Origin of the sequence: Streptomyces desertarenae (assembly GCF_042681365.1) — a bacterium.
Classification (GTDB): Bacteria; Actinomycetota; Actinomycetes; order Streptomycetales; family Streptomycetaceae; genus Streptomyces; species Streptomyces desertarenae.
Window position 1 is genome coordinate 108,532 of record NZ_JBHUFU010000011.1, and the last position, 17,014, is coordinate 125,545.

Annotated in this window: 10 protein-coding genes and 1 tRNA gene; 7 read left to right on the plus strand and 4 right to left on the minus strand. The window is 74.0% G+C overall.

The features are described from left to right. Positions 1 to 21 precede the first annotated feature (21 nt). Positions 22 to 1,848, plus strand: coding sequence for a glutamine--fructose-6-phosphate transaminase (isomerizing) (gene glmS / locus ACFSJS_RS19120; protein WP_380901977.1), 1,827 nt, complete (start codon positions 22 to 24; stop codon positions 1,846 to 1,848). 277 nt (positions 1,849 to 2,125) lie between these two features. Here the strand turns inward: glmS and ACFSJS_RS19125 are convergent, their stop codons facing one another. Continuing rightward, a complete protein-coding gene (locus tag ACFSJS_RS19125; RefSeq protein ID WP_380901979.1) occupies positions 2,126 to 2,647 on the minus strand; it encodes a universal stress protein in 522 nt (173 codons plus the stop codon). 321 nt (positions 2,648 to 2,968) lie between these two features. On the opposite strand from ACFSJS_RS19125, the gene ACFSJS_RS19130 reads away from it, so the two are divergent. The 4 genes from ACFSJS_RS19130 to ACFSJS_RS19145 all read left to right on the plus strand — a co-directional run bounded on the left by ACFSJS_RS19130 (position 2,969) and on the right by ACFSJS_RS19145 (position 5,883). Then, the gene (locus ACFSJS_RS19130; RefSeq protein ID WP_380901981.1) at positions 2,969 to 3,448 is read left to right on the plus strand and encodes a hypothetical protein; all 480 of its coding nucleotides are present in this window, start codon (positions 2,969 to 2,971) and stop codon (positions 3,446 to 3,448) included. 386 nt (positions 3,449 to 3,834) lie between these two features. Beyond that, the gene (locus ACFSJS_RS19135) at positions 3,835 to 5,103 is read left to right on the plus strand and encodes a helix-turn-helix domain-containing protein (RefSeq protein WP_380901983.1); all 1,269 of its coding nucleotides are present in this window, start codon (positions 3,835 to 3,837) and stop codon (positions 5,101 to 5,103) included. A 9-nt stretch (positions 5,104 to 5,112) separates the two neighbouring features. Further along, positions 5,113 to 5,718, plus strand: coding sequence for an oligoribonuclease (gene orn / locus ACFSJS_RS19140; RefSeq protein WP_380901985.1), 606 nt, complete (start codon positions 5,113 to 5,115; stop codon positions 5,716 to 5,718). 92 nt (positions 5,719 to 5,810) lie between these two features. Then, positions 5,811 to 5,883: transfer RNA gene (locus ACFSJS_RS19145), tRNA-His, on the plus strand. A 122-nt stretch (positions 5,884 to 6,005) separates the two neighbouring features. Here ACFSJS_RS19145 and ACFSJS_RS19150 read toward each other — a convergent pair. Continuing rightward, a complete protein-coding gene (locus tag ACFSJS_RS19150) occupies positions 6,006 to 6,623 on the minus strand; it encodes a M23 family metallopeptidase (protein WP_380901987.1) in 618 nt (205 codons plus the stop codon). A gap of 424 nt (positions 6,624 to 7,047) precedes the next feature. On the opposite strand from ACFSJS_RS19150, the gene ACFSJS_RS19155 reads away from it, so the two are divergent. Beyond that, positions 7,048 to 10,059: a polysaccharide lyase family 8 super-sandwich domain-containing protein gene (locus ACFSJS_RS19155; RefSeq protein ID WP_380901989.1), complete on the plus strand. Its 3,012-nt coding sequence runs from the start codon at positions 7,048 to 7,050 to the stop codon at positions 10,057 to 10,059. 158 nt (positions 10,060 to 10,217) lie between these two features. Here the strand turns inward: ACFSJS_RS19155 and ACFSJS_RS19160 are convergent, their stop codons facing one another. Beyond that, positions 10,218 to 13,178: a glycoside hydrolase family 48 protein gene (locus ACFSJS_RS19160; protein WP_380901991.1), complete on the minus strand. Its 2,961-nt coding sequence runs from the start codon at positions 13,176 to 13,178 to the stop codon at positions 10,218 to 10,220. Between the two features lie 567 nt (positions 13,179 to 13,745). On the opposite strand from ACFSJS_RS19160, the gene ACFSJS_RS19165 reads away from it, so the two are divergent. Beyond that, positions 13,746 to 15,491, plus strand: a complete 1,746-nt coding sequence (locus ACFSJS_RS19165) for a glycoside hydrolase family 6 protein (protein WP_380901993.1) — start codon at positions 13,746 to 13,748, stop codon at positions 15,489 to 15,491. A 196-nt stretch (positions 15,492 to 15,687) separates the two neighbouring features. Here the strand turns inward: ACFSJS_RS19165 and ACFSJS_RS19170 are convergent, their stop codons facing one another. Then, positions 15,688 to 16,725, minus strand: a complete 1,038-nt coding sequence (locus ACFSJS_RS19170; RefSeq protein ID WP_380901995.1) for a LacI family DNA-binding transcriptional regulator — start codon at positions 16,723 to 16,725, stop codon at positions 15,688 to 15,690. Between the last annotated feature and the right edge of the window lie 289 nt (positions 16,726 to 17,014).

Sequence of the window (17,014 nt, forward strand, 5' to 3'; positions counted from 1 at the left end):
CAGAAAGCCGAGGAACCGGACATGTGCGGAATCGTGGGATACATCGGCGGACGTGACGTCGCCCCCCTCCTGCTGGAGGGCCTCCAGCGCCTGGAGTACCGGGGCTACGACTCCGTCGGCATCGCCATCCACGGCAGCGGCACCGGCCGGGCCGCGGGACTGCGGACGGTCAAGGCCAAGGGCCGCGTCCGCGACCTGGAGTCCCGCGTCCCCGCGCGCTTCGCGGGCACCGCCGGCATCGCCCACACCCGCTGGGCCACCCACGGCGTCCCCAGCGACGAGAACGCCCACCCGCACCAGGACGCCTCCGGCCGGGTCGCGGTCGTCCACAACGGCATCTTCGACAACGCCGGCGAACTGCGCGCCCGGCTGTCCGCCGACGGCGTGGAGTTCGCCTCCGAGACCGACACCGAGGTGCTGGCCCACCTGATCGGCCGCTCGCAGGCCCCGACGCTGGAGGAGCGGGTCCGCGAGGCGCTGGGCCGCATCGAGGGCACCTACGGCGTCGCCGTCCTGCACGCCGACTTCCCCGACCGCATCGTGGTGGCCCGCAACGGCTCGCCGGTGGTGCTCGGCATCGGCGAGCACGAGATGCTCTTCGCCTCCGACGTCGCGGCGCTGGTCTCCCACACCCGCCAGGTGGTCACCCTCGGCGACGGCGAGATGGCCACCCTCAAGGCCGGCGACTACCGCACCTACACCACCGAGGGCAGCCGCACCTCGGCCACCCCGACGACGGTGGAGTGGGAGGCCGAGTCCTACGACATGGACGGCCACGACACCTACATGCACAAGGAGATCTGCGAGCAGGCCGACGCCGTGGACCGGGTGCTGCGCGGCCGGATCGACGACCGCTTCGCCACCGTCCGGCTCGACGGCCTCAACATGGACGCCCGCGAGGCGCGCGCGGTGCGCCGCGTGAAGATCCTCGGCTGCGGCTCGGCGTACCACGCGGGGCTGATCGGCGCCCAGATGATCGAGGAGCTGGCCCGCGTCCCGGCCGACGCCGAGCCCGCCAGCGAGTTCCGCTACCGCAACCCGGTGGTGGACCCCGACACCCTCTACGTCGCCGTCAGCCAGTCCGGCGAGACCTACGACACCCTCGCCGCCGTGCAGGAGCTCAAGCGCAAGGGCGCCCGGGTGCTGGGCGTGGTGAACGTCGTCGGCTCGGCCATCGCCCGCGAGACCGACGGCGGCGTGTACGTCCACGCCGGTCCCGAGGTGTGCGTGGTGTCCACCAAGTGCTTCACCAACACCGCCGTCGCCTTCGCGCTGCTCGCCCTCCACCTGGGCCGCGTCCGGGACCTCTCGGTGGCGGACGGCCGGCGGATCATCTCCGGCCTGCGGCGGCTGCCGGCCCAGATCACCGAGGTCCTGGCGCAGGAGGAGGCGATCGCGAAGCTGGCCGCCGAGTACGCGGACGCGACGTCGATGATGTTCGTCGGCCGGGTGCGCGGCTACCCGGTGGCGCGCGAGGCGTCCCTGAAGCTCAAGGAGGTCTCCTACATCCACGCCGAGGCCTACCCGGCCTCCGAGCTCAAGCACGGCCCCCTCGCCCTGATCGAGCCCGCCGTGCCGACCGTGGCGATCCTGCCCGAGGACGAGCTGCTGGAGAAGAACCGCGCCACGCTGGAGGAGATCCGGGCCCGCGGCGGACGCATCCTGGCCGTGGCCCACGCCGAGCAGGAGAAGGCCGACCACACGATCGTGGTACCGCGCAACGAGGTGGAGCTGGACCCGGTCCTGATGGGCGTCCCCCTGCAGCTCCTCGCCTACCACACGGCCCTGGCCCTGGGCCGGGACATCGACAGGCCGCGGAACCTGGCGAAGTCGGTCACGGTGGAGTGAGCGCCGGACGGCGCCCGCCGGCCCGGCAGAGGCACGGGCGGTCCCCTCGTGCGTGCCACCGGACGCACGAGGGGACCGCCTCCACCACGCCGGCGTCGCCCATCACGCCGGCGGCGGGCCGCCCCGCGGGACCGTCACCTCCCGCGCGGCGGCGCGTCTGCTCCGTATATGCCCCCGGCGAGGGCGCGTTCCACCTCCGGGTGCGGGCAGATTCACCGGACGCGCCCGTGCGCGGCGGGGGGCCGCCGGGGAGCGGGGGCGGCAGCGGCCCGGGGGCTCAGGGGATGACGACGACCGGCCGCCGGGCGCGCCGGGCCAGGCGTCCGGCGACCGAGCCGAAGATGCGGCCGACGAGGCCGTGCGTGGAGCCGACGACGATGGCGTCGGCCTCGTACTCGCAGCCGACCTCCTCCAGCTCGTGGCAGATGTCGCCGCCGCGCTCGACCAGGATCCAGGGCACCTCGGCGAGGTGGTCGGCGCAGGCCAGCTCCAGGCCGAGGACCTCGGTGCGGTGGTCGGGGACGTCCACGAAGACCGGCGGTTCGCAGCCCGCCCAGACGGTCGTCGGCAGCCGGTTGGCGACGTGGACGATGATCAGGCCGGAACCGGAGCGCCGCGCCATGCCGATGGCGTAGGCCAGGGCCCGCTCACTGGAGGTCGAGCCGTCGAACCCCACCACGACCCCGTGCTGGAACGCCGGATCGCAGGAGTGGCGCGTCTCGTCCGCCGCCCGGGGCGTCGCCGTCGGATCGGCGAGCCGCTTGCGGTCCGCGGGGTCGGGGATCTCGTGTCCAGCCATCGGTAACTTCACGTGTGCCTTGGATACGACCGGGAGGCAACTTCCTCAGCCCATACCCCCCAGGGTACGTCGGCACTCCCCCCTTGCCCAGATGGTGCGGTCTGCGGTCACTGCCGGTGCAGCATGCCGGAGCGGGGGGCGATGCGCAATGCCCGGTCCGTCCCGTGTGCTCCCGGGAGCCGCGGCAAAGCGGTGCCGGCCGGGCCGCGGCACCGGGCCCGCCGGACCGCGGGGAGCGGGGCGCCCCTGCCCCGGTGACCCCGGACGACCCCGGCCGTTAGGCAGGGCGTGCCCGCCTCCCCGACCGCCCCGGAGCCCGTCGTGAGCCGCTTCCCGGACGCCCCGCCGGAGGACGCGGGATCCGCGCCCGGGGCGGCGGACGCCCCCGCGCCGCGGTCCGCGCCCGCCGTCCCGCGGGGACGCCGCCGCCGGCGCACCGGCCGCGGCGGGCCGCCGGACGGCCCGGGAGCCCCCCGGCACGGGGGCCGGGGCCAAGGGCGCGGGCGGCGGACGCGGCGGCGGGCGGCGGGGCCGGCCGGGCGGGCGGGCGAGCTGGCCCGCTGGGCGGCCTTCGGCTGCCTCCTGGTTCCCCTCGCCCTGTTCTCCTGCGGCTCCTCCCCCGCCCGCGCCCTGGGGGCGGGCGCCGGGGCCGCCCTGGTCACCGCCGTCTGCCGGGTCCTGCTGCGGCACTGCGAGCGCACCGCCGCCCGCCCCGGCCGCCCGGGGCGCACCGGCCCGCACCGGGGCCGGCACGGCCGCACCGGCGCGGGGGCGCACAGGGGCGGACGGGGCCACCGCTGAATGCGCCCCTCCCCTTCGGAGCGCACATCACCGGAACCGTGGGCCCCCTCTTTCTGAGCCCCCGTGCTTTTCGGCCAACTTCCAGCCGTGGTACACAACTTGCCGGAGGCCGACCCGCACCCGGCCCACCTGGACGGAAGGAGACGAGGCGAGCGAGCGGGCGCCGCGGACAGATGACGACGAACCGAGGCGTTCTTCACAGGGGCACCGACAGGTGGAACTCTTCGTGATCGAACGCTTCACGCCAAGTTGTCATGTCGACATAGCGGCGAGTGGTGAACTTGTCACGTCAGCCTCACGCGACACAGTAGATTCGATCTTGGCAACCACGGCGGGGGAAATGTGCAGCACCGGAAGGACGCGACGACTGAGGGGGGCTTAGTTTCATGAGCCAGGAGCCAACACACGGCCCTGGGACGACGCGCAAGCTGGCCGCGCGCCGCCGCCGCGAGATCGTTGCCGTACTGCTCTTCGGCGGCGGCCCGATCTTCGAGAGCTCCATCCCGCTGTCCGTCTTCGGCATCGACCGGCAGGACGCCGGCGTTCCCCGCTACCGCCTTCTGGTGTGCGCGGGCGAAGAGGGACCGCTGCGCACCACCGGAGGCCTGGAGTTGACCGCTCCCTACGGCCTCGAGGCGCTCTCGCGGGCGGGCACGATCGTGGTGCCCGCCTGGCGCTCCATCACCCAGCCGCCGCCCCCGGCGGCGCTCGACGCACTGCGCCGGGCGCACGAGGAGGGCGCGCGGATCATCGGCCTGTGCACGGGCGCGTTCGTGCTCGCCGCCGCGGGGCTGCTGGACGGCCGGCCCGCGACGACGCACTGGATGTACGCGCCGACGCTGGCCAAACGCTATCCGGCCGTCCACGTCGATCCGCGCGAGCTGTTCGTGGACGACGGCGACATCCTCACATCGGCCGGGACCGCGGCGGGCATCGACCTGTGCCTGCACGTGGTGCGCACCGACCACGGCGCCGAGGCGGCGGGAGCCCTGGCCCGCCGCCTCGTCGTACCGCCCCGGCGCGGCAACGGGGGCCAGGAGCGCTACCTGGACAGGTCTTTACCCGAGGAGATCGGCACCGACCCGCTCGCCGAGGTCGTCGCCTGGGCCCTGGAGCACCTCCACGAGCAGTTCGACGTGGAGACGCTCGCCGCGCGCGCGTACATGAGCCGCCGGACCTTCGACCGCCGGTTCCGCTCCCTGACGGGCAGCGCGCCGCTGCAGTGGCTGATCACCCAGCGGGTGCTCCAGGCGCAGCGGCTGCTGGAGACCTCCGACTACTCGGTCGACGAGGTCGCCGGACGCTGCGGCTTCCGCTCGCCGGTCGCCCTGCGCGGCCACTTCCGGCGGCAGCTGGGCGCCTCCCCGGCCGCCTACCGGGCGGCCTACCGGGCGCGCACCGGCAGCAGACCGGACGGCGGCGGGACGGGTGAGGAGCGCGTGGCGGCGGGCCGGGCCGACCACCCGCCCGCGGCCGCGGACGGGACCGGCGGCCGCGGCGGGCAGGGCGGCCCCGGAGCCCTCCACGGGGAGCGGGGCGAGCGCGGGGAGAGGCCGGACCGGGGCGTCCGGGGCGAGGCGTGCAAGCCGGACTCCGACACCTACTCCCCCCGGCTGCCCTCCCAGCGGGGCCGTACTCCGGGCAGGGCCCCGTAGGCTGGACGCATGAACGATCGCATGGTGTGGATCGACTGCGAGATGACCGGGCTCTCGCTGTCCGACGACGCGCTCATCGAGGTGGCCGCCCTGGTCACCGACTCTGAGCTGAACGTGCTCGGTGAAGGGGTGGACGTCGTGATCCGCCCGCCCGCCGAGGCTCTGGCCTCCATGCCGGACGTCGTCCGCGCCATGCACACCGCCTCCGGGCTGCTCGACGAGCTCGAGGGCGGCACCACGCTGGAGGACGCCGAGCAGCGGGTCCTGGAGTACGTCAGGCAGTACGTGCCCGAGTCCGGCCGGGCCCCGCTGTGCGGCAACTCCGTCGGCACCGACCGCGGCTTCCTGATGCGCGACATGCCCGCGCTGGAGGGCCACCTCCACTACCGGATCGTGGACGTCTCCTCGATCAAGGAGCTGGCGCGGCGCTGGTACCCCAAGGCGTACTTCAACAGCCCGGAGAAGAGCGGCAACCACCGGGCGCTGGCCGACATCCGGGAGTCCATCGCCGAGCTGCGGTACTACCGCGAGGCCGTCTTCGTGCCGCAGCCCGGTCCGGACTCGGAGACCGCCCGGGGGATCGCGGCCCGGCACGTGCTGCCGGCGTCCGGATAAGGCGCCTCCCGGACACCGGCCGACAAGGGTGCGCGAGCAGGGCTTCCGACCCTGTACACTCTTATCGGCCGGTGCGGGAAGCGCCGGTCGTGGTGGGTATAGCTCAGCTGGTAGAGCACCTGGTTGTGGTCCAGGATGTCGCGGGTTCGAGTCCCGTTACTCACCCTGGTGCCCGAGGGCCCGGTCCGGATGCGGACCGGGCCCTCGGCCGTTCCCGGGCCGCCCCGGACGGCTCCCGCGCCGCCCGGCTCCCCCGGGCCGGGGGGCGCGGTGCGGTATGACCCCCCTCACAGCAGCCGCACCCCGCGCCGGGCGAGGTAGGCCACGGGGTCGACGTCCGAGCCGTAGCTGCGCCCGTTGCGCACCTCGAAGTGCAGGTGCGGCCCGGTGACGCGGCCGGTAGCCCCGGAGGAGCCCACCCGGCTGCCGCCGCTCACCCGCTGCCCCTCGCGCACCGAGATCGCCGACAGGTGGGCGAAGAGGGTGTAGTGGCCGTCGTCCATCCCGATCGTGACGGCTCTGCCGTAGGACCCCGCCTCCCCCGCGAAGACCACGGAGCCGGGGCCCACCGAGTAGACGGGGGTGCCCACGGGCATCGCGAAGTCGATCCCCGTGTGGTGGCCCGCCTGCCAGTTGCCGGGGATGCCGTAGGGCGCCGTGACCCGGTGGTCCCCCGTCATCGGCCGGGCCCACAGTCCGGTGGCGGCGCGGGCCGGGGGCCGTCCGCTCCCCCGGCCGGCCGGGAACGCCGCGGGGGCGGCGTCGTGCCCCGCCCGGAGCCCCGCCGCCCCCTCCTGCCGCCCGGCCAGGAAGGACACCCCTCCCAGCGCCGCCAGTGCCGCGCCCCGCAGCACCAGCCCGCGCCGGTTCGGTGTCCACTGCCGGTCTCCAGTTCGTCCAGCCATTCGGTCTGACCTCCCATTCGGCGGTGCTTTAGATGTGAGGACACGTCAGCATGGGCCCGTTCGCATCTCCGCGGCCGCCGGCCGGACCGCCGAACGGCGTAGCGGCCGGCCGGTGCGGGGGTGTGAACCCGCGCGTCGCCGCGCCGGGTTGCCCCCGCGCCCGCCGGATCGCACGACAATCCCCGTACAGGTGAATGGACTGAACCACCTCCGCCGGGTCCGGCGGTCCGCCGGTGGACCGCGGCCGCGGTGCCGCGCCGGGCTCCGCCCTGGCGGTCCCCACCCGTCCTCCGGCGGCGGGGCGCCGGAGGACGGGTGGGGACGGCGGCGGACACAGGGAGGCGCCATGGCGGACGCGGACCGGGCGGACCCGGCGGAACGGAGGGCACCGGCGGGCCCAACGGGCGGGCCCGGCAGGAGGGTTGTGGTCGCCGCCGGGCTGTCGGCGGCCGCCGCCGGGACGTTGGGCGCCGGGCGCGGCGCGGCGCGGGCGCGGCCGTCTGACGGCGCGTACGGGACGGCGGACGGTGGGGGCGGGGACGTGTACGGGGAGCTGCTGCGCCGCCGGCGCGCGCTGCTGGTCGGCCCGGAGGTGCCCCGGAGCAGCGGGTGCCGGGCCGCCTACGAGGCGGCCGTCGCCGCCCGGGACCGCGCCGCCCTGCGGTACCTGGCCGGCCTGCGCACCGGCCCCGGCCGCACCACGCCCTGGGACGACCTGCCGCTGGGCGAGGGCGCCGGGCCGTCGTCGAACACGACCGCGGTGGCGGACCGGCTGCTGGCGGTCGCCCTGGGATGCGCCACACCCGCGAGCCGGCTGCACGGCGACGCGGAGGCCGCCGCGCGGGCCGCCGAGGGGCTGCGCCTGCTGCACCGCTCCGCCTACCGCCCGGGGCGGCCGCCGTACGGCAACTGGTGGGACTGGGAGATCGGCGTGCCGGGGGCCGTCGCGGACACCTGCGCCCTGCTGGGCGGCGCGGTGCCGCGCGAGGTGCTGGACGGACTCCTGGCCGCGGCCGACCACTTCGCGCCCGACCCGGGGCGGATGCTGCGCGGCTCCCTCGTCTCCACCGGCGCCAACCGGGTCGACCTGTGCCGGATCACGGCCGTGCGCGGTGCGCTGGGCTCCGACCCGGGGAGGCTGGCCCTGGCCGCCTCCTCACTGGCGGGCGTGCTCGACCCGGTGCCGGTCGGCGACGGCTTCCACGCCGACGGCTCGTTCCTCATGCACACCTGCGTCGCCTACCCCGGCACCTACGGCGAGGTGCTGCTGCGGGGCATGGCCGGTCTGATGCGGCTGCTGGCGGGCACCGCCTGGGACGTGGCCGCCGCCGAACGCGAGCGCACCGTCCGCGTGGTGGAGCAGACCTTCGTGCCGCTGGTGCACGGCGGCGCGGTGCTCGACTGCGTGCGCGGCCGGGCGATTTCCCGGTCCGAGGAGCGGGACGCCGACGACGGCTTCCTGCTGGCCGTCGACGCCGCGGTCCTGGCCGGGGCGCTGCCGCCCCGGGAGGCCGCGGCGGCCCGGCGGCTGAGGTCGCTGGCCGGGGGATGGGCGCGGCGCGCCGCCCACCGCCCGCTCTCCGCGCGGCAGCCCGCGCAGATCGCCGCGGTGGCGGACGTCCTGGACGGCCCCGGGCCGGCGGAGGGGGACGGCCCGGTGGGGCACTTCGCCTTCCCCGCCATGGAGCGGGTGGTGCACCGCCGGCCGGGGTGGACGTACTCGCTGGCCCTCAACTCCGACCGCGTGGCCCGCTACGAGTACATGAACGGGGAGAACGCCCGGGGCTGGCACACCGGGGACGGGATGTTCCAGCTCCATCTGGCCGGCGACCCCTTCCATTACACCGACGAGTACTGGCCCACCGTCGACCCCGAGCGGCTGCCCGGCATCACCGTGGACACCGCACCGCTGCCGGTGGGCGCGGGCGGCGACAACGACCGCGTGCCCCTGTCGGGCACGCGCTGGTCGGGCATGGTGCGCCTGGCCGCGGGGGACGGGTTCGGGCTGGCCGGAACGGACTTCCGGGGCATCGACTCGCCGCTGCGGGCCCGCCGCTCCTGGCTCTTCCTGGACGACGCCGTGCTGACCGCGTCCGGCGGCATCACCGCGGACGGCGGGCGGCGGATCGAGACGGTGGTGGACGGCCGCAACCTGCACGCGCCGGACGACCCGCGGCCCGCCCGGCTCACCGTGGACGGTGCCCGGATGCCCGGGGCGCCGGGCCGGACCCTGCGCCATCCGCGGCCGCGCTGGGCACACCTGGACGGCACCGGCGGCTACGTCTTCCTGCCGCTGCCCGGGGGCGTGCCGGGGCCGCGCGAGCTGCTCAGCCGCCGCGAGGACCGCACCGGCTCCTGGCGGCAGCTGAACGCGCGCGGCCCCGGCGCGCCCGTCACCCGCCGCCACCTGACGCTCTGGCACGACCACGGCACCGACCCGGCCGGCGCGGCCCACGCCCACCTGCTGCTGCCGGGCGCCTCGGCCGCCGCCACGGCCGCCCGCGCCGCCCGCCCCGGTGTGGAGGTCGCCGCGCTGGAGGAGGACGTGCACGCCTTCCGTACGCCGCCGGGCGCTCCGGGCGTCCCGCGCGGGGCGCGGCTGACCGCCGCCGTCTTCTTCGCCGCCGGCTCCGCCGCCGGGATCACCGCCGACGGACCGTGCGCGGTGCTGGTGCTGCGGGAGCCGGACGCGCTGCGGATCGCGGTGGCCGACCCGTCCCGCTCGGCGGCGGTGGTGCGGCTGGAGCTGGCCGGTGAGGCGGTGGGCCGCACGGCGGCGGCCGTGCGGGAGGCGGGGGGCGGCCTCACGGTCCTCGGCGCGGGTCCCGGCGGGGTGCGGCTGCTGGCGGAGACCGGCGGGAGCCGTGGGGCGTCGCTGTCGGCGGTCCTGGGCCCGGGACGTCCCGCCCCGCGGCGCCGGGTGAGGCTGCTGGAGCCGGTGGCGGACGCGACCGTGCGCGGCGGACGCCACTCGGGGGAGGCCGGCGGCGCCTCGCCGGTGCTGACCGTGTGCTCCACCGGGGAGGCCGACCGGGAGCGGCGGGCGTACCTGCGGTTCCGGCTGCCCGGGGGCACGGCGGCCGCCGGGGTGCGGCGCGCGGTGCTGTGGGTGCGCGGGCACCTCCCGGACGATCCGGGCACCCGCGCCGACGACGCGCTGTGGACGTCGCTGCGCGCGTACGGCCCGGCCGGGAACGACTGGGACGAGGCGTCGCTCACCTGGGACGGGGCACCGGAGCCCGGCCCGGCCCTGGGCTCGGGGACGGTCACGTCCTACGACGACTGGACCGGCCTGGACGTGACCGCGGCCGTCCGGCAGGCGGCACCGGGAGAGGTCTCCCTGGTGCTGGCGCCGGACGGCCGCGGCCCCCTGGTGCGGCTGGGCAGCAGAGAGGCGGGGGCGGACAGACCGCTGCTCCAGCTCGTCACCGGCTAGCGGGACCGGTGGGCCGGGTGGTGCCCGGCCCACCGGTTTTTTTGGGGGGTGGCGCCGTGCCGCGCGGACCGTGGGTACCGCGCGGGGCTGGAAGGCCCCCCGGTGCGGCCGCCGTCGACCAGACCGGACCGGGGGGCCGGCTTCATCCCCTCCGGCGGCTACTCGTCGCCGAAGAGGTCCGCGTAGGTCGCCAGGGCGAGTGCCGCGTCCGCCTGGGCCCAGAAGCGGTGGTAGGTGAACGTCGGCGCCTCGCCGCCGTTCAGGTAGCTCTCCACCTTGTGGAACTGCGGGTCGTCCTCGTAGAAGGAGCGGATCGACAGGAAGGTGGAGTCGGAGTCGATCGCGTCGCCGTTCGGCATGGTCCCGGTCCAGCCCGCCGGGACGTGGACCGGCTCGTCGAACCGCTGGTAGTCGGTCCGGGTCTCCGGCACCGCGATGCCCATGGCGTCCTGGTGGTGCTCCCACATCGCGTCCATCAGCGCCTTGGCGGTGGCCTTGGACTCCGCGTGGCCGGACTTGGCCGAGTAGTACATCAGGGTCTTGGCCAGCGCCGCGGTGATGCCGACGTCGGTGGAGTAGTCGCGGACCGTCACGTGCAGGTTCGCGTTGGCACCCGGGTTGGACGGGTTCCAGGTGTCGGGCTTGCCCGACCACTGGAGCGTCGACGGGATCTGGTAGTTGCCGTCCGGGTTGACGGTGACCTCGGAGAGGACCCAGGGGACCCACTTGTCCAGGACCTGCTTGGCCATGGCGTTGCCGGTCTCGTGGTAGAGCTCGGCGACGCGCTCCATCGACCAGGCCTGCATGCCGAACCACTGGTTGGACGGCGGGTCGTGGTAGACGGGCTTCTCGTCGTAGAACATGCCGTAGAAGGTGGGGGTGCCGGCCGGCGGGGTGCCGTAGTTGCCGCCCCAGCTGTTGGTCGCACCGCCGGCGATGGCGCCCTCGTCGGACTGCAGCCAGCGGTAGAACTCGATCTGGCGCGTCAGGCTCTTCTCCCAGTCCGCCGCGGCGGTGGAGCCCTTGGGCTTCAGCTCCGGGACGGTGGTCAGGGCGTGGGCCGCCATCGGGTTCTGGTAGCCGAAGTGGTTGTGGCTGCTGCCGATCCGCCAGGACCAGCCGGCGCTGGTGTCGGTGGCGCCGCCCCAGGCGTAGTACCACGAGAGCAGGTAGTGCGCGCTGTCCTTGCCGCTGCCGGCGGGGCAGGAGGTGGCGCCGACGCAGTTGCCGACCCTCTTGAAGTACTTGTCGAAGAGGGCGTAGCGCAGGTAGTCACCCATCTTCGCGGCCTTGGACAGGGTCGCGGAGATCTCGGACTTCTTGCCCTGCTCCTCGGCCCAGGTCTCGGCCCAGTAGGCGGCCTGGATGGCGCGGGCGTCGGCGTCGGGGGCGTTGGTGAACTTCCACTGCTTGGCGTAGCTGCCGTCCTTGATGAACAGGTCCAGGTAGCCGTTCTTGCCGCCGAAGGTGAAGTCGTCGCAGGTGGGCTGCGGAACCGTCTCCCAGACCGACTCCTGGGAGCCGCGCTGGAAGGTGTTGATGTACGACGGCCCGGCGGCCCGCGGTCCGCCCTGGCAGACGCTGCCGGGCTCGTTGCCGAAGCCGTAGACGTTGTCCACGTCCTGCAGCCAGTGCATCCCGTAGATCTCGTTGGTGCCGTAGGCGCTGCGCAGCTCGGCCGCGATCGGGTCGCGGCCCACCGGGACGCCGCCGTCGATCGCCGACGGGTAGTCCTGGGGGGTGGGGTGCTCGGCCGCGTAGGTGGCCGGCTTGGACGGGTCGTAGAAGCTGTTGGTCGGCTGGTCGTCCTTCGTGGGGATCATGTACTTCTCCATGATCTGCCACGACTCGTTGAACGGTCCCCAGTCCTCGGTGACCTTGCCGTACATCGCCTGCAGCCAGATCAGGTAGCTGTAGGCCTCGGAGGTCGTCTCGTGACCGTGGTCGGGGGCCTCGACCATCAGCGTCTCGACGGAGTGGTAGGGGATGCCCTCCGGCGAGAAGTACCCGTTGGCCGGGTCGAAGATCTTGTTGTAGAGCTCCAGGAAGCGGTCCTCGTACTCGCCCGCGTCACCGGAGCCGGCCAGCTGGGTGACCGTCACCTCGGCCGCGTCGTGGCCCGGGGCGCTGACGGTGAAGGTGGCCGCTCCGGAGCCGGTGTCGTCGGCGGCGATGGTCACCGTCTGCGGGGTGTTCCAGGTGGAGGGCGTGAAGGTGAGCGCGGCGCCCTCGAGCACCGACAGGCCGCTGTTGCCGGCGGTGCGCTCCACCGTGGCGGTCACGGTCTCGGACGGCTGCTCGGAGAGCTTCACGGCGAACCGGGCGGTCTCGCCCTGGCGCACGCCGAGCTGGGCCGGGGTGGCGACCACGGAGGGGCCGTCGGTCACCTGGACGCCGACGGGGGTGGACTCGCTCGACATCCCGTTGGAGTCGTGGGCGACGGCGTAGAGCGAGTAGTTGCCCGCCGGGACGTCCTTCCAGTCGAAGGCGTAGGGAGCCGTGGCGTCGGTGCCCAGCAGCTCGGTGTCGCTGTAGAACTCCACCTTCTCGACGGTGGCGCCGGGCTCCACGGCCCGGGCGTCGGCCCGCAGCGGGACGGTGGCGCCCTCGGAGAAGACCGCGCCCGCCCGGGGGCTGGTCAGGGTGGCCTGGGGGGCGGCCAGGTTCCCGCCGCAGCGGGTGCCGTTGAGGTGGAAGGCGGTGGGGTCGGCGTTGGTGCCGCTGTAGCTGAAGTTGGCGCCCGCGGTGACGGCGGCGCCGGCGGCGATGCGCGTGTTGTAGGGCGGGTTCTTGACCGTCACGGTCTTCCCCGACTGCGACCACTGCCCGTTCCAGCCCTGCTGGAGCCTCTGGTTGCCGCTGTAGTCGTACGTCAGGGTCCAGTTGTCGATCGCCTCGGAGCCCCGGTTGGTGACGGTGACCGAGGCGGTGAACCCCGATCCCCAGTCGTTCTTGGTGTAGTCGACGCTGCACTGGAGGGGCGCGGCCTGGGCGGTTCCGCTGAGGGCCGAGGTCATCCCCAGGGGGAGGGCGATCACGGCGGTGGCCGCCAGCAGCAGTCTTCCGGATCTGCCCCTGGGGGGCCTGGGTGGCACTTCCGGTACGGGTAACGCACGCATCGCGGGGTTCCCTCCTCGCGGCTCGGGGTGGGGGGTGAGCTGTGCGCGGGGTGTGCACGGGTGAGGAACTGAAACCAGTGGGAGCGCTCCCAAGAGTCAAGGTGGACATGACACCTGTCAAGACTCTGAACGAGACGACCCCGTCGAAGAAATTCGATTCGCCAATTCCTGAACGCACTCTGGCGACGACGGAGAGTTGGCGCTACGTTCTCCTCCAACCAGTGGGAGCGCTTCCACAGTCGTGCGCCAGGGACGGCGCGTACGAACGACCAGGAGCCGCTCCATGCACCCCCCACCGCACCCCCCACCGCGCCACGGCACCGCGACACACGCAGCCGCGCGCCCCGACCTCCCCAACCACTCCCCGTCCTTTCCGCTCCGCGGGCGGACCGGCCCCGGGGCGGGAACCGCCCCGGGGCCCGATCCGCGCCACGGCGGCGGTCGTTCCCCACCACCGGCCAAGGCCGCCCCGCCCGGGGCCCGTACCCGTGAACCCGACCGCACCCCCAACGCGGAGCTGGACTCCGTCGCCATCCGGAGAACCACCGAGGGAAGAGGAAAGATCGCATGACAGGCACCACTAAGCCGGCGCGCAAGCGCCGGATGGCCTTACTCGCCGCGAGTGCGCTGATAGCCGGCGCACTCGGAGCGGGCGGCATGATGCAGGGCACCGCCGTGGCGGCGCCCGCCTGCACCGTGGACTACAAGGTCGTCAACGACTGGGGCAACGGCTTCACCGCCTCGGTCACCGTGACCAACAACGCCGCCTCCGCGCTGAGCAACTGGAAGGTGGAGTGGGACTACGCCGGCAACCAGAAGGCCGGCTCGGGCTGGAACGCCACCGTGGCCCAGAGCGGCGCGCACGTGACCGTCACCGCTCCCTCCTGGAACTCCACCCTGTCCTCGGGCGGCTCCGCGAACTTCGGCTTCAACGGCACGTACTCCGGGTCGAACCCGGCGCCCAGCACGTTCAAGCTGAACGGCACCACCTGCAACGTGGACAGCGGCGACCCCGGTGACCCGGGTGACCCCGGCGACCCCGGTGACCCGGGCACCCCGGGCAACCGCGTCGACAACCCCTACGCGGGTGCCAAGCTCTACGTGAACCCCGACTGGTCGGCGCAGGCCCGCAGGAGCGGCGGTGCCGCGATCGCCAACCAGCCGACCGCCGTGTGGCTGGACCGCATCTCCGCCATCACCTCGGGTTCCGCCGGCGAGAACAGCATGGGGCTGCGCGACCACCTCGACGCGGCCCTGGCCCAGGGCGCCACCGCGCTCCAGATGGTGACCTACAACCTGCCCGGCCGCGACTGCGCCGCCCTGGCCTCCCAGGGCGAACTCGGCCCGACCGAGATCGACAAGTACAAGCGGCAGTTCATCGACCCGATCGCGGCGATCCTGTCGGACCCGAAGTACGCGAGCCTGCGCATCATCAACGTCGTCGAGATCGACTCGCTGCCGAACCTGATCACCAACGTCGGCAGCCGCCCGACGGCCACCGCCAACTGCGACACGATGCTGGCGAACGGCAACTACGTCAAGGGCGTCGGTTACGCGCTGGCCAAGCTGGGCGCGATCCCGAACGTCTACAACTACATCGACATCGGCCACCACGGCTGGCTCGGCTGGGACGACAACTTCGCCCCCACCGCCAAGCTGCTCTACCAGGCCGCCACCTCCGAGGGCTCCACGGTCAACAACGTGGCCGGCTTCGCCGCCAACGTCGCCAACTACGGCGCCCTCAAGGAGCCGCACTTCACCATCAACGACTCGGTGAACGGCACCTCGGTCCGCCAGTCCAAGTGGGTCGACTGGAACCGCTACGTCGACGAGCAGTCCTACGCCCAGGCGTTCCGCGAGGAGGCGGTCAAGGCCGGCTTCCGCTCCGACGTCGGTGTGATCATCGACACCTCCCGCAACGGCTGGGGCGGTCCGAACCGGCCCAGCGCCCCCGCGGCCAAGACCAGCCTGGACGCCTTCGTCGACGGCAGCCGCGTCGACCGCCGGATTCACACCGGCAACTGGTGCAACCAGGCCGGCGCCGGCCTCGGTGAGCGGCCGAAGGCCGCGCCCGCTCCGGGCATCGACGCCTACGCGTGGATCAAGCCCCCGGGGGAGTCGGACGGCGCCAGCGAGGACATCCCGAACGAGGAAGGCAAGAAGGCCGACCAGATGTGCGACCCGGACTACGGCGGCAACGCCCGCAACGGCAACAGCAAGTCCGGCGCCCTGGACGGCGCTCCGCTCTCGGGCCACTGGTTCCAGGCCCAGTTCGAGGAGCTGCTGCGCAACGCCTACCCGCCGATCAACTGATCGACGGTCCGTCGCGGGTGACCGACCCGGCATGACGGAGACGGCACAACGGGGGCCGGTCGGTGCGCCGACCGGCCCCTCCGCCGTGTCCGGGGACCGGGCGGCCCGGAAGAGGGGAGGCGCGGTGGCGGTGGCGGCGGCACGGCGACCGGGTGGTGGACGGGCGCCGGATCCGCCGGGCGGACGCGGTGCCCGGTCAGGAGGAGGCGCGGCGGACCAGCTCGGTGGGCAGCACCAGGCCGGCGTACTCGTCCCGGCCCGCCTTGCGGCCCTCGATCTGCTCCAGCAAAGCCCTGGCCATCGACCGTCCCATCTCCTCGATCGGCTGCCGGACGCTGGTCAGCGGCGGATCCATGTGCCGGGCGACGACCGAGTCGTCGAAGCCGACCAGCGCCACGTCCTCCGGCACCCGGCGGCCGCTCTCGCGCAGCACGGCCCGGGCCCCGGCGGCCATGACGTCCGAGGCGCAGAAGACGGCGTCCAGGTCGGGCCGCCGCTCCAGCAGCTCCCACACGGCGCGGCGGCCGCCCTCCTCGGTGAAGTCGCCCTCCGCCACCAGGCGCTCGTCCTGCTCCAGCCCGGCGGCGCGCACCGCGTCGCGGTACCCGTCGAGGCGGCACTGGGCGACGTACATGTCCAGCGGCCCGGTGACGGTGGCCACCGTGCGGCGGCCGCGGCCGATCAGGTGCTCGACGGCGGCCTGCGCGCCGGCGGTGTTGTCGCAGTCGACGTAGGGCACCGGCTCGTCGCCGCTGCGGCGGCCGCTGAGGACGGCGGGCATCTCGATGCTCTGCAGCAGGTCGGGGAGGGAGTCGTCGGCGTGGACCGAGACCAGCAGGACCCCGTCCACCCGGTGGGCGGTGACGTACTGGGCGAAGCGCTCGCGCTCCTTGGGGGTGCGGATCAAGGTGAGCAGCAGCTGCATGTCGGTGTCGGCGAGTTCGGCGCTGACGCCGCGGATGATCCCGGAGAAGTACGGTTCGGCGAAGAGTCTGGTCTCGGCCTCGGGGATGACCAGTGCGATCGCGTCGGTGCTGCCCGCCGCCAGCGCACGGGCCGCCCGGTTGGGCACGTAGCCCAGCTCGGCGATCGCCTGCTGGACGGCGTTGCGGGTCTGGTCGCTGACGTTGGCCGCGCCGTTGATCACGCGGGAGACGGTGCCGCGGCCCACCCCCGCGTAGGCGGCGACCTGCTCCAGAGTGGGCCTGCGCCCCCGCCTTCCGCTCACTGTCATGACCGCCTCCCCGGGTCGTAAGGACTCGCCCGCACAGGACCGGGTCGGCCCCGTGCTCCAGTATTGATCAGCCACAGAAGCTAACAGCCGCATAACTGCGCCCGGTCAGTCTGTCCATTCCCTTGACACCCGCGCCAGGGACCCGAGACCCTTCAACCCATCACGTCTGGGAGCGCTCCCAAAGGACCGGACCCATACAGAACCCGTACGTTCCCACCCGAGCCGCGGCACTCGAAACCACACCGCGGTCCCCCACACCCTTCCACGGCCGGGAGTGAAACGTCAGGGC